We start from the raw sequence: 12,530 nt of genomic DNA on the forward strand, positions 1-12,530 counted from the left end.
TTTATAGAAGGTGGCGGTACTCTTATCAACAGTTGTTTAAAAAAAATTTACAAATATTAGCATTTGTTTCAATATAAATTTGTGGCATACCAAGTAAGACTATTTTTGAAACCCGTAAGAAAGATCAAGCCGAATAACCGGTCGATTACCGGAAAATATTCCAGTGCAAAGAATAAGAAGAGTCAATTTATAGGTTTTAATTGCGACACTTTTTATAGCGGTTTTAATGAATTTACTATATGTTCTGGACAGAAAGTCCGGCACTTTTTTTGTTTTTATCTTAAAAGCGGCTTATGAGTTGGAACAACAGGATATATTCCCCTGTATCGGGGGGCATTTAACATCCCCGTAACTACAGAATACACAGCAGTCCCCTTGTAGGGGTTTTAAACGTTCGTGACAGTTTTCGCATTCGTAAAAGTACTGACAAGCCTCTGTGGGCATGGACTCTTCCTTTGTATATTGACATAAAGGACATGTGATGGTGGATTGAAGAATTATGCTTTTAGTTATCATCTGTCTTTATGTTTTTTACTTTATAACCGGTTTCATTCTCTATTGCGACTGACAACTGTGCTGGAGATATCAGTAATCTATCAAATTTCACAATGGATTCACCTTTGTCATAAGAAGTGCGAACTTCCTGCACACCTTTCTTTCCCTGCAAAGCCTTGTTGATATGGCCCTCACATGCGGCACAGCTCATTCCCTGTACCTGAAGCACCGCCATGCTAATGTTTTGACTATTGATTACAACCTCTTTTGTGGAGCCTTTCTGAAGAAATGAGGCATAATAGGGAAAGGTTGACAATAAAATGGAAATAGCGGTTATAATCCAAAGGAAAGTTTTTGATTGCCACATACCTCTCTTTTCTTTACAGCCACATTCGTCTTTCTGTTCGGGTTTATACGCACGGTAGAATGCAAAAACCAAAATCAGTGCTGTTGCACATAACAGATACGGCCTGATCGCAGTAATCCAACTGAACGCCGAAACTGCCCCCATTGTTCCTCCCACAATCGCCAGAAACGGAACTATGCAGCAAAGGGAAGATGTCAGGGCAAGAAAAACCCCGGACCCCATAAGCGCTTTATTGCTTCTTATCTTACTCATGCTGTTTCGGTTTTTAAATTGATCTGATTAATGGTCTTAAAGAACGGGCGTAATAGTTTGAGATGCTCCCCTCTTAGAGAATAGAAGATGGTCTGACCTGTTTTACGCGATTGGATGACGTTTCCATCTTTCATCTTCCGTAGATGTTGTGAGATAGCAGGTATACTCATGCCCAGAATATCGCTCAGGTCGCAGGGACATAGCTCTCTTTCATTTTCAAGCAGGTAAAGAATCTTCAATCTTACTTCATTGCCGGCCAGGGACAGGATACCTGACAGCTGTACAAATGACTTTTCATTTTCTGTAATTTTTTCACGGCAACTGTTTATCTGTTCCGGATTAGCATGCTCGCGTATACAAATGTTCTTTCTTTCCATGTCCTATATCTGAATTTCAAAGGTAATGGAATATTAGTATTTAAGCAAATTCTTAAATACATAAATTTAAACCACACCCATGCAATTATTCCTTTTGTAATCTTCGATGCGACGGTTGTCAACATCTATCATTAATTTTCATGGTGATACCTGCATTGTCAGGAAGAAAGGAAATCTCGTCAATTGAATAGATTATATGACTACGACTTAAGTGAAAGTTATTTTGACGATACTGCTTATTAGGATATCGATCTGTCCCATTTGTCATATAGAGTACCGCCACCTTCTATAAAAATAGTACCATCAGCTTTAATAATTCACAATTTTTCTTAAATCGTCCAAAAAACGGTTCGATATTCTTCCCCTAGGGTCTACCTTAGGGGAAAGATTCAAATTAAACGAATCTTTCCCTTTTTTTATTTTCTCTAATTCGTTGTTGATCAGTAAAAAGGCAATAAGTCGAACAGGATGGTTAAAAGGGGGCTGGGAAAAATATCTTCCGGAAATAGGCTCGGACGGTTTGAGGGAAGAGCCTTGAGGCCCTTTCTTCGTTACAAGCACTCTTAAATTATAATATTTAAGGCTACAATGAAAATCCCCGACACTTCTGGGTATCGGGAATCTTTTTTAGTAAAGCTTTTCAGAAAGCCTCTTATTTGAACAAAAGTTGTTTTCCTCCTATTGTACCAATTGAACCGAAAGCTCATTAAGCAATCCTTTTGCATCGTTGAGATCTTGATTCCAAGTCTGGTTAGGTTTCGTAATCTTCAATTTCTGGATGGCCGTTTCCAACCGATCTAAGTTAGCTTGGTCTCCCTTATTTTCCAGTGCTCGTTTCACAACTTGAATCTTCGCATAGTCTTGAAGCCCCTCCAACAGTCGCTCGTAACGAATCGAGCTTCTAGCATTTGGGTAGACGATATAAGTATCGCCCGCCGGCCAGGTACGGAAACGGGAATCTAACAATGGATTTTCTACCCAAGAATTGAATGCCCATCGTAACATACCGTCAAAATTCGCTGCTTCTGCAAACCACGCCACGAGGGCAGATTCCGCCGGGTCAGAAAATGTAAACTGATTGGGAAACGCATTACCGCAATAGATATAAAACGTCGTGTTCAATCCCCGTGATTGACGGTCTTTTAGATCTTCTTCCGAAAATGGGTGTCCCATTGCAATACTAACATCGTCGCTATTCGGATAACGTCGATAAGTTTTTTGGTTATCAGCATAAGAAACACCTAATTCCGGTGACACTTTTTGTAATAAAGTCAAAGCACCGTCCACTTCTTCCCTCGTACGTTCATCAATGGCTATATTTGTTCTTTCCAACCACCCCTTCCCCCGAAGGTGTTCTACGAAATCTTCTAAGAACGGCGTCCATAATTGCTCAAATATAGGTGTACCCGGTTTAGCCTCGACATTTACCAATTCACCACTTGTTTCATCATTATAATGGATTTCATTATTCCAAGGGATGATGGAATAACAATTTATCATCTTGTTAACACCAAGATCCAGCATAACCTGCACCCATTTATCAAATACGCTGTAATCATACTTCCAGGAACCATCCTTTTGCTTTGTCCATATAATCATATCTGCATAAGGGTCAAATGTCTGCACATTCCAAGGATCTTTGTTAAGGGTCGCAGTGATCACTTTCTGCCCGACGTCTGCTAACATCTGCATCTGTGGTTTCAGCGCTTTGAAATGTTCCTCCGACCACATTTCGAGCCCTTCTACACGTGCTACTGCGGATGGATGTTGCCATTGATCTAAATGGTAAGTCCATTCCGATGGCTTAGGCAGAAGCTTATCTATAACATGCAAAGAGAGACTCAGTTCTTGCGTGGGTACTTCAGCAGCTTTCACCTGTACCTTTGCCGTATAGTAACCTGGTTTTGCGTCTTCCGGAATACGTAATGTTACCCAAACTGGCCGTACCTTCTTTGCTTCGAGATCGAAAGAGTTCAGATTATCTAACATATCGGGCGACAAAGACGAGGCGAAATCTTCCGGCTTACGATGACCACATCCCCCAGCGTACTCATCTGTCATCACATAACGAACAAAATGAGTAGACGCTATATCCGATGGCAAATCGCTGCCGCTTTCTGCACGAAAACCTGATACGTCCACTTGCGCACCGGCAATTTCAGCATTTGTCCACAGTAATATTTGAGCAGAGACACGCTCTCCTCTCCACCCTGTCACAGACGCTTGCTTTTCGACGGCGAAGTCAGGAGCTATGGACTTCGGAAAACGTTTATCAATCGTCACAAAAGAAGCGTGTAATCCATTTTCTGCTTTAGACCAATCAGACAATGTATCTGCCGTCGGGTCGGGTAATTCCTTAAAGTTGACCAAATCCAAAGGAGTTCTCCGCTCCTGTTCTTGTTGGTTTTGGCCGCATGCAGAAACCACTCCAATGAGGATAGCACCACATAGCATTCCTTTTAATTTTTGTGTTTTTAAGTTCATAATACGTCATTATTCATTGATGCCAACATGATTCCACCCAATACCGTTGACGGAGTTCTAAGAGATAATCTGACATAAACTTCGTCAAAAAGTCCAGCAGATGCAAATGTTGCTGAAACACAATCGATTGCCTAAAGTTACTCGCTTGTTTTTAAGGCGCTTTACAAGGTAATGAAAGAGAAGGGCGCATACCATATCATTCCACAGCGCTTACCTGCCGATAGGCTGGCGTCTCAGAATTATTCGGGCAAGATTGGATCGATTTCCGAAATTTTTACCGACCTGCGTATTACCCTCTTCGGGAACCCTTCGGGTTCGCTTCGACCGGTCTTCGACAACGCTTCGGGAATTGTCGAAGCCGACTCGAAGAACTGTCGAAGGTCAGTCGAACACTTGTCGAAGCACTCTCGAGCTTATGCCATTGCATTCGCGAAAAACACTCAATAACTTACTGGGCACCTGTCGAACACAGGTCGAAGAGACCGGGCTCGTTTACGAAAGAACACCTTCCAAATGAACACGTTTTTGTTAGAACAGGAACATTCCTAAATGTGATGTCTGGATAAAGCCTTTTCGTCTCAGAAAAAGTTAGCCTCCCTCCTCTCCCTGTCCTCTCCCCTGCGAGCCAACTTGAGCGGCACTGAAGGTGCACTCGATGGGGAATTTCCCCATGGAGCTCGCCACGAGTACCCATTGAGTTCCGACCAATATTAATCGAACCACCGAAGCCATCTTCAAGAGAGGTATAAGCGCGGGGCTCGACGGCATGTGTCGATTTATTATCTATATTGGAGGCCTGCGTATTTAGGGCCTCTTTTTTGATCTTTAAATATTTTCTTCTTTTGGGAAGAGTCTTTAGCCGACGGCCTACCTACTGGGCAAAACCCTCCTTAAACGCCTATATCTAGTTTTGTATAAGAAAATGAGTGTAGAAAAGTATATTTGACTTTGACAGAAATCTCTGAAAAATGGACGATACCTATTCATAATTGAGACATCATCCTAAATCAATCCTTAACTTTATTTGTTGGGATAAAGGAACCGTAAAAACTCTGGGAACCATTCTTCAAATGCGCCTTTCAGAAGCTCATCGTTTTTCTTTCTAGGTTTTTTGCTATTTGGATAAATATTTTTTGACATAAGGCAAATATAAGAGTTTCAGAACTTTATAATCTTTACAACCCAGCGATTGGATCATTATAAGCTGCAACGCATGAAGGAAATCTATTCTGTGCGTTCTAATGTGACACACGGTTCAATGATCAAGGGTAAAGATGTTCATAAACTGATCAATATAGCTCAATTTGCAGATAATGTAGCCAGAGAACTTTTCAATAATATTTTCAGGATGAACATTATAAATGGTTAATCACCGAAGGTACAAATGACGAACTGAGAGAGTATTATAATATGCTCGTTTTAGGGCAGACAGAGTTCGCCAAAAGAAAGTAAACGAAACAAAGCTGAGTGGTCATTCTGACATTCAAAAATTTAACCAGCAATTTTTCTTAGGTCTTCCAAAAAGCGGTTCAATATTGGTCCCCTACGGGCTACTAACTTTGAGATAAAAACACATAAAAGCCTGCAAATAGAACCAGTTTATTCCGTATTTGAGTGGTCAATATCACCGAATTCTCCAGTTGGCAACATAACTGTTTGTTTTTTCTCCAATAGTTCAATTACATATCGTGCACATAATTCTTCTGCATGGTAAGTTTCCAATTCTTCAGCAAGTCGGGAAATATTTTCTTTATACGCTTCGTTATGTATAACCGTTGTTACGGCTGCTCTGATCATTTCAGGGCTGGGGCTTTCGGAATTTAAATTTATTCCGCAACCAAAATATCCTATTCTGGAGCAAATCTCTGCTTTTCCTTCATGTAGGCCCGCTGCAACCATTGGTAGTCGGTGTTTGATACTTAATAATGTACCGCCATAACCCCCATTGGTGATATATACAGAGGCACGCCCCATGATCTCTGCAAAGGGAATAAAGTCCTCAATAATAATGTTGTCGTAAGGAAATTTTTTCTTCAAGCTGTGTGTCTCATGTCCTCCTGTCGTAGCTATAACGAGTATATTTGAATTTTTAAGGGCTTCCAAACTAGGTTCCAACAACTTGGAAATATCTTTTTCTACTGTTCCTTGCGTAACTAAAACCACCTTTTGATAACGGTTTAATCGGTCATCAAACCAAATTTGCTGTTTTTTAGGTGCTGAATAAGGTGATAACGATCCAATAAAACGAACGTTATTACCTAAATCATTACGTTTGTATTCAAAAGAAGGTGTTCCGATTTGTAGGCAAAGATCGGCATGCCTGATAATGAAGTCAAAAACAGGTGACTTTTTATGGGGAATCCCGTGTTCCTCCAAAAGGGTTGAAAGAGTGTCAATAGCTTCTTTAAATATCACATTTTGAAATAGATCCTTTAGCTCGGCATATTCTTTCCGCTGTTGCTCATTTGTCGGAGGTAACAAACCAGGTCCATAAGGGCCGAGATCTACAGATTCGGTAGCCAAAGGCATAATGCCAATAGCGATTACTGGTTTGTTTAATTTGGATTTTATAAAAGGGATAACACAGAAGGCGCTGTCTGCTATAATGATATCAAAAGGAAAATCCTGTTCAATTTGTTGTAGGTCTTTAAGAGCTCCTGGTGCCATTTTTACAAAGGCATTTGTAAGGTCAAAGCTCGCTTTTTCTCCTAAATCTGTGATTTGTTCTCTTTCAGGGTATACTTCACGAAAATTTACGTTATTTATTTCAGGGGCATATACAAAAGGTAGAAAAGAGATACCCAATCTCTCAATTTTGTTCTTATAAATGCTGGAAGTGTACCAACGGACATCGCAGCCTGACAATGCCAAAAAACGCGCTAACCCCGTAAGCGGACTGAAGTGCCCATCAAAGGGAAAAGTGGCAAACAAAATTCTTTTTCCTAATAACTTTTCTTTTATTCTTTTTTCCATGACTTTATAGTTGTTAATGTTCTGGTGCAAATCTGGACAGAAGTCAGGCTTGTTCTGCAGGAGATAACCAAACTGATTTTCTGTGTTCCATAATTGTAATGTCTTTTTAAATCTCTTAATAAGACAAAAGTATAGGGGGGAGATGCCATCATAGATATCCATATTTCCTGACTTGATTACCATTCTTCCCGAATATTACAATATGGAAGTCGTTAGTATGCTTCAAATAGGGAACCCTCTTCTAAATCACATTTCAATAGAATGGTATGGAAACGGAATTTTAGCCGGGCATTGTATGGATTCTCCTCGTGTCCGTGATTATACCTATCCTAAGGCACAGGCTATCGATAGTTTCGCCACAAGTGGCGGAGCAGACCTTTTTTATTCTTTCATTAATAAAGAACTAATCCCTCAGATAGATAGCGGTTACCGTACAGATACAACTTCGCGTGCAATTATGGGCATTCATTTGGTGGCTATTTCGCCTTGTATTCACTCTTACGTGATTGCAATTCAAATGGAAATGAGCGTCATGGATTCGATTATTATATATCCGCAAGTCCGTCAATAAGCTACCATGAAAACTATATAGTAACTTCGTTTTAACCTGCAATTCGCTTCACGTCTTCTAAAAAGCGGTTCGATATTTTTAGCTACGAATTACAGACCTTCATATATAAAAAACACAAATAACTAAAAATCAAACGCTTGATATATATTTTTTTAAAAGGAGTTAAAACCCACTATTTAAGCTACGCCTTCCAACCATCTCAAGAAATCGGAGGCATTTGCTTTGCTGATAACAATGGTTTCAGGGGGTTCAACAATAAGTTTGGAAACAAGCTTTCGCGAAAAAAATCTTTCGATACTTGTGATGGCAAACCGGTTGATAATAAATTGCCGATTGGCACGGTAAAATGATTCAGGATCAAGCATTCGCTCTAATTCATCCAAGGTCGAAGTTATAAAATATTGTTGTCCTTTAAGGGTCGCAATTTTAATCACCGCGTTTTCTAAATATAGATAAGCTATATCGCTTACCGGGAGTGGAATGATCTTTTCACGTTGCTCCACCAGTAATGTCTTTTTATAAGTATATTTTAATTGTTGACCCAGTTCCGCAATAGCTCGTGTCGCAGCAATCGGTTCAAAAGCAGACCTTAGTCGTTTGTATTTTTCTAGCGCTTTCGACACGGCTTCTTCAGTGATCGGTTTTAATATATAACTGACGGCATTCGTTTCAAGCGCATCGAGCATATATTCGTCATAAGCAGTGCAGAAAATGATTGGACTCTTTACAGGAATTTCCCTGTAAATTTCGAAGCACATCCCGTCCGCCAATTGAATATCAGAGAAGATCAGGTCAGGTGGACTTTTACGTTTTAAAAATTCAATACTTTCTCCAACAGAATCGATAATTGCCAATACTACGTTAGCAGGATCCAACTGGTGTAAAATTCTTTCCAGTTCTTTTGCGGCATTTATTTCATCTTCTATGATTAAAATTTTCATTCGAATAAATTGTTGTTAAATGAGCTCGATGTAAACTATCCTTGCGCTGTACGTCAATAGCATTTAACTCTCGGCTTCATGAATTTATAATTGGCAACTTTACGGTGAACAGGGTTGAATTTTTTTCTATGACTATATTTTGGCGAAATAAAAGTTGATAACGGTTCATTAAATTGTTTAAACCAACTCCCGTTGAATAATATGGAGCTTTTTTTGGGATAAAACTATTGCGGATCACAAGGTATACCGGGTCATTGTAAACCTCTATTCGCAGCGGATTATTTACGGAAGCTACGTTGTGTTTAATGGCATTTTCCAGCAACAATTGCAGGGTAAGTGGTGGCATTTTTGTTTGCATTAAATTTTCCTCAACGTGGATGTTTATGATAATAGAGGCGCCCATTCGCGTCTTGAGAATGTATAGATAAGACTTGATAAAGCTCAATTCATTCGCTAAAGGCACGAGGTTTAACTTATTGTGAACAAGCATATACCGGTATACGGTTGCGATTTCAGAAACGTATTCCTTAACTTGCTTATCCTGTGTTATCGCGCTTAAGGTATTCAATGTGTTAAACAGAAAGTGCGGGCTCATTTGCTCCTTTAAATTGGATAGATTGGCTTCTAACTGAGCTTGTTTAAGCTTCTCTATTTCTAGATTGCGCTGTTGGCTTTCCTTAAGTAACTGCAAATAAAACACGATAAAGAACTGTACGGCGCTGATTAAAATACACCTTGATATTAACAAATACCAGTTCAGGTCCTCTTCAGGAATGGTTAACGAAGAGTTTTTAACAAAAGAAAGAAAAAGAAAATCGAGTGAGATCGAGGCGAGAAAAATGACTATAGCAACCAATATAATCTTGGATAGGTAAGCTAAGTATAGCCATTTATTCAGGAACAATGCAAATTTCCTATTTAACCAAAGATGAAGAAAAAAGGCAAGTATTCCGGCCGTGAACGTATATCTAATCGTACGGACAGCTAAAAATAAACCGCCCGATTGAACGTCGTCCCCAGTCAATTTTATAGGTACTACAGCAAGGCCTATTCCAAGTGAAATGATGACACCCAATATTCGATACTGTTTAGACATACGACTTTTTATCACTATATTATATGAATGTTTTGTAAGCCATTCCTGATGGACTCGATGACTTGCATGAACTGATCATGTTCCGGAGTTTTTAGACTGTTAAACAAAACCTTCTCTAAATTTACAATTTTATCTCTTATTGACCTCGCTAATAATCTTCCTTTGGGAGTCAACATCACACAATTTTTCCGCTTATCCGTCATATCTGTTGTTACCGTCACCAATTCTTCCCGCTCTAAATGGGAAATCGTCCTCAGTACCGAGGACTTATCGCGACCGATTCCATCTGCAATTCGCTGCTGTGGTAATCCTTCTTCCGGAATACCAAACAAAACGGGTAACTGTTCTATTCTCACATCGACACCTTGGGAAGATAAATATTGGTTGGCTTTGTTCCGCAACAACTTACTCAGATTATCGAGATGGAATATGGTCAAATCTTCATGATGGTTCTTCTGATTCATCTATTACAAAATCCTTTACATATCAACTAACAATGGCACAAATACCACCTTAATATTAAATTGAAGCGTGATAAATAGGTTGCCAATTTACCGATTTCTGCAGTTGCTTCTTCCGCTAATTGAGTGAAGCGGGCAGTTTCGCCCTTAAGACGGGCGTAAATTCCTGTTAAATTTCCGAAAGCGAAACAACCCTGCAATGGCCGTTTTGGGCTGCCCGCTTTAAGTGAAAATTTGCCCGTTTCCCTTCGGTTTTCTCAACAGATCAAAATTATTGCAACTTCATTTACATCTGAAATTAGATGATCCGATGAAGTCTTTTTGAGCACCCAATAACAAGGTTAACATCTTTGAATATCGAGAGCCTTAGAAGTTAAGACCCGACATGGCTTTAACGATTAGGTCTGAATCTGAGTTGCCAAAAAATAAAACGGATTTACGAACAATGCATTTATATTGGCTCTACAGCCACTTAATTTTTTATCAAAATTGTATTTGAACATGTACAAAATGAGAACAGCGTTAATTACGGAAGCCAATAAAGGAATTGGCTTAGCAATAGCAAGGAAATTAATCGATGAAGGTTTTTTTGTGTATATAGGTAGTCGCGACCTTCAGAAAGGTATAGAAGCCGTTAAAGAACTGGCTGCCGAAGGTTTAGGTACCGCCGATGTAGTTCAATTGGATGTGCGTAACCAGCTATCTGTAGATGCCGCCCGAAAAGAAATTGGCATTAAGATCGATGCCCTGGACGTTCTCATCAATAATGCGGGTATCATCGACAATATGCCGCAATCTACTTTGGGCTATTGTGTCGATTCCGTAAAGGAAGTGCTTGAGACGAATTATTACGGCGCGATAAGGGTGGTGCAAACTTTTTTTGATCTAATGAAAAAATCACCCAAACCATGTATCATCAATGTTACCTGCAGTTTAGGTTCGGCGACGGCAAGCAATACCGTCAATCCTTGTTACCCCTGTATAACAGGTTATCAATGTATCAAAACCGCATTGAATATGTACACGGTCAATCTCGCGTACGATTTACGAGGAAACTTCAAGATTAATACCGTTGATTCAGGTTTTATAAAAACCGACATCGACAGTCAGGAGATGGAAACAATTGAAGAGGCAAGTAATCATATCGTTAAATATGCCTTGATTAGAAATGATGGGCCTACAGGAAAATTTTATGGTAAAGCGTGCCATCCAGAAGGCAAATAAATAGTTCAACCCTTACATCACAGAAATTTTGTGTTTTAGCATTATAGCAATTCGGGTTAAAATGTATGTCAAACTTACATTAGGTTTACCCATAAGGATTTAGGGATTCCATTTAAAATCCATCATACTAACATTATTCTTTCTTGATGAGCTTACGGCAATACCTTTTGTTAAATCATCGGTAAAGGTAAACCCCTCTAATTCATCAGGTTTATCTGTTTCGACGACACCCATCACTTCTTCTTTTCCTTTTTCAATCGATTTAGCCAAGTCCAAAAAAGTCAGCCTCCATTTCTTTCCTTCCGCTTGGTTTTGTATGAGAATTAGGATATTTTTTTCGGCAATCCAGTGTAGATTTTGTACCCATGGCGAACAACTAAACTTTTTCACTAACAATCCAGAATCAGATGTTTTAGAGGTCTTAATTAACTGCTGTGGATCGTATAGGCGAACTTCATTCCCTTTATCACCATAGTCGGCAGTTGCAACATACCATTTCCCTTGATATTGTACGTATTCCGGCCTGGAGCCTTGAATACAAGCATCATCTTCTATTTCTTGTAAAAGATTGCCATCGAGAGTACCTGATTGCAAAAATCCTTCCCAATTTATCGCATAGATAAAGGCTTTCCATGAAGTTCCTTCTGGATTTTGCTTTACCGAATTACCGACGAAGGTGGGTAACCCCTCATGATAAGCAATACCTGTAGGATGTTTAATCTTATTTTGTCGGTTGACAGTAAAGCGGTATTCCTGATATTCGTAAACGAGCTGATTGTTTACCATTCGATATCGCCGAACAACCCCTACCTCTCTATCTCCATATAAGTAAAAGCTGCCCTTCTGATGCGAAAGCCCCTGACAGGCGCCCAATGAATCTAAGGTAAAGGTGTGGTTAACCCGTCCTGTGACAAAATCATCCATCCCTGAATGCATGCCAAACAGTAAAAAAAAATCAGCATATTCATATCTTCAAAACTATGCAGACAAGGTTAAACTTATTTAAAATTTAGTTTACTATATTTATTTCTTTCGATGTACTAAAACGAATAATGCTGTAATCTTTAAAAGCAGTTATGGGAACCACACTTTCGCAAAAAAACAAACCATTATTTCAGCTGCTGTTGAAGAACGTTTGGGGATTTCCTATTCGCCTGATAGATTGCTCGTTCAGGCGGAAAATGAAATTTGACGAATGACCGTTTTAGTACCATCATAAATTAAAAAGATAATGAACAGAAATTTTCCATCGCTCGTTTGAATTACGCATGTAAATGCACAGGACATAG

At 39.4% G+C, this 12,530-nt stretch carries 12 protein-coding genes; 2 read left to right on the forward strand and 10 right to left on the reverse strand.

Annotated elements, in window-relative coordinates; translation table 11 throughout:
• Positions 1 to 291: 291 nt before the first annotated feature.
• The 6 genes from RYH73_RS23980 to RYH73_RS24005 all read right to left on the reverse strand — a co-directional run bounded on the left by RYH73_RS23980 (position 292) and on the right by RYH73_RS24005 (position 6,948).
• Complete coding sequence (locus tag RYH73_RS23980) at positions 292 to 516, reverse strand: GDCCVxC domain-containing (seleno)protein (RefSeq protein WP_130858023.1); 225 nt, start codon at positions 514 to 516, stop codon at positions 292 to 294.
• Positions 506 to 1,114, reverse strand: a complete 609-nt coding sequence (gene merTP / locus RYH73_RS23985; RefSeq protein ID WP_013663534.1) for a mercuric transport protein MerTP — start codon at positions 1,112 to 1,114, stop codon at positions 506 to 508. The genes RYH73_RS23980 and merTP overlap by 11 nt, the downstream gene beginning before the upstream one ends.
• Entirely contained in the window at positions 1,111 to 1,491 is a 381-nt protein-coding gene (locus RYH73_RS23990; RefSeq protein ID WP_013663533.1) for an ArsR/SmtB family transcription factor, read from the reverse strand. The genes merTP and RYH73_RS23990 overlap by 4 nt, the downstream gene beginning before the upstream one ends.
• A gap of 678 nt (positions 1,492 to 2,169) precedes the next feature.
• A complete protein-coding gene (locus RYH73_RS23995) occupies positions 2,170 to 3,975 on the reverse strand; it encodes a DUF4091 domain-containing protein (protein WP_335315986.1) in 1,806 nt (601 codons plus the stop codon).
• Between the two features lie 588 nt (positions 3,976 to 4,563).
• Positions 4,564 to 4,743 carry a hypothetical protein gene (locus RYH73_RS24000; RefSeq protein ID WP_335315987.1) on the reverse strand — a complete coding sequence of 60 codons (180 nt, stop codon included), beginning with the start codon at positions 4,741 to 4,743 and terminating at the stop codon, positions 4,564 to 4,566.
• An 831-nt stretch (positions 4,744 to 5,574) separates the two neighbouring features.
• Positions 5,575 to 6,948: a glycosyltransferase gene (locus tag RYH73_RS24005; protein WP_335315988.1), complete on the reverse strand. Its 1,374-nt coding sequence runs from the start codon at positions 6,946 to 6,948 to the stop codon at positions 5,575 to 5,577.
• 202 nt (positions 6,949 to 7,150) lie between these two features.
• Here RYH73_RS24005 and RYH73_RS24010 point away from each other — a divergent pair, with 202 nt between their 5' ends.
• Entirely contained in the window at positions 7,151 to 7,519 is a 369-nt protein-coding gene (locus RYH73_RS24010) for a hypothetical protein (protein WP_335315989.1), read from the forward strand.
• 176 nt (positions 7,520 to 7,695) lie between these two features.
• Here the strand turns inward: RYH73_RS24010 and RYH73_RS24015 are convergent, their stop codons facing one another.
• The 3 genes from RYH73_RS24015 to RYH73_RS24025 form a co-directional block, all read right to left on the reverse strand.
• Entirely contained in the window at positions 7,696 to 8,460 is a 765-nt protein-coding gene (locus RYH73_RS24015) for a LytR/AlgR family response regulator transcription factor (protein WP_335315990.1), read from the reverse strand.
• 76 nt (positions 8,461 to 8,536) lie between these two features.
• A complete protein-coding gene (locus RYH73_RS24020) occupies positions 8,537 to 9,556 on the reverse strand; it encodes a sensor histidine kinase (RefSeq protein ID WP_335315991.1) in 1,020 nt (339 codons plus the stop codon).
• 14 nt (positions 9,557 to 9,570) lie between these two features.
• A complete protein-coding gene (locus tag RYH73_RS24025) occupies positions 9,571 to 10,020 on the reverse strand; it encodes a MarR family winged helix-turn-helix transcriptional regulator (RefSeq protein WP_335315992.1) in 450 nt (149 codons plus the stop codon).
• 507 nt (positions 10,021 to 10,527) lie between these two features.
• On the opposite strand from RYH73_RS24025, the gene RYH73_RS24030 reads away from it, so the two are divergent.
• Positions 10,528 to 11,241 carry an SDR family NAD(P)-dependent oxidoreductase gene (locus RYH73_RS24030; RefSeq protein ID WP_335315993.1) on the forward strand — a complete coding sequence of 238 codons (714 nt, stop codon included), beginning with the start codon at positions 10,528 to 10,530 and terminating at the stop codon, positions 11,239 to 11,241.
• Between the two features lie 99 nt (positions 11,242 to 11,340).
• On the opposite strand, the gene RYH73_RS24035 is transcribed toward RYH73_RS24030, so the two are convergent.
• Positions 11,341 to 12,177 carry a hypothetical protein gene (locus tag RYH73_RS24035; protein WP_335315994.1) on the reverse strand — a complete coding sequence of 279 codons (837 nt, stop codon included), beginning with the start codon at positions 12,175 to 12,177 and terminating at the stop codon, positions 11,341 to 11,343.
• Positions 12,178 to 12,530: the final 353 nt, after the last annotated feature.

This window comes from Olivibacter sp. CPCC 100613 (assembly GCF_036959255.1).
Taxonomy (GTDB): domain Bacteria; phylum Bacteroidota; class Bacteroidia; order Sphingobacteriales; family Sphingobacteriaceae; genus Olivibacter.

Bases quoted from the DNA above. Each gene is read 5' to 3' on its own strand.
- RYH73_RS23980 (WP_130858023.1), bottom strand. From the start codon at position 516: ATGATAACTAAAAGCATAATTCTTCAATCCACCATCACATGTCCTTTA.
- merTP (WP_013663534.1), bottom strand. From the start codon at position 1,114: ATGAGTAAGATAAGAAGCAATAAAGCGCTTATGGGGTCCGGGGTTTTT.
- RYH73_RS23990 (WP_013663533.1), bottom strand. From the start codon at position 1,491: ATGGAAAGAAAGAACATTTGTATACGCGAGCATGCTAATCCGGAACAG.
- RYH73_RS23995 (WP_335315986.1), bottom strand. From the start codon at position 3,975: ATGAACTTAAAAACACAAAAATTAAAAGGAATGCTATGTGGTGCTATC.
- RYH73_RS24000 (WP_335315987.1), bottom strand. From the start codon at position 4,743: ATGCCGTCGAGCCCCGCGCTTATACCTCTCTTGAAGATGGCTTCGGTG.
- RYH73_RS24005 (WP_335315988.1), bottom strand. From the start codon at position 6,948: ATGGAAAAAAGAATAAAAGAAAAGTTATTAGGAAAAAGAATTTTGTTT.
- RYH73_RS24010 (WP_335315989.1), top strand. From the start codon at position 7,151: ATGGAAGTCGTTAGTATGCTTCAAATAGGGAACCCTCTTCTAAATCAC.
- RYH73_RS24015 (WP_335315990.1), bottom strand. From the start codon at position 8,460: ATGAAAATTTTAATCATAGAAGATGAAATAAATGCCGCAAAAGAACTG.
- RYH73_RS24020 (WP_335315991.1), bottom strand. From the start codon at position 9,556: ATGTCTAAACAGTATCGAATATTGGGTGTCATCATTTCACTTGGAATA.
- RYH73_RS24025 (WP_335315992.1), bottom strand. From the start codon at position 10,020: ATGAATCAGAAGAACCATCATGAAGATTTGACCATATTCCATCTCGAT.
- RYH73_RS24030 (WP_335315993.1), top strand. From the start codon at position 10,528: ATGAGAACAGCGTTAATTACGGAAGCCAATAAAGGAATTGGCTTAGCA.
- RYH73_RS24035 (WP_335315994.1), bottom strand. From the start codon at position 12,177: ATGCATTCAGGGATGGATGATTTTGTCACAGGACGGGTTAACCACACC.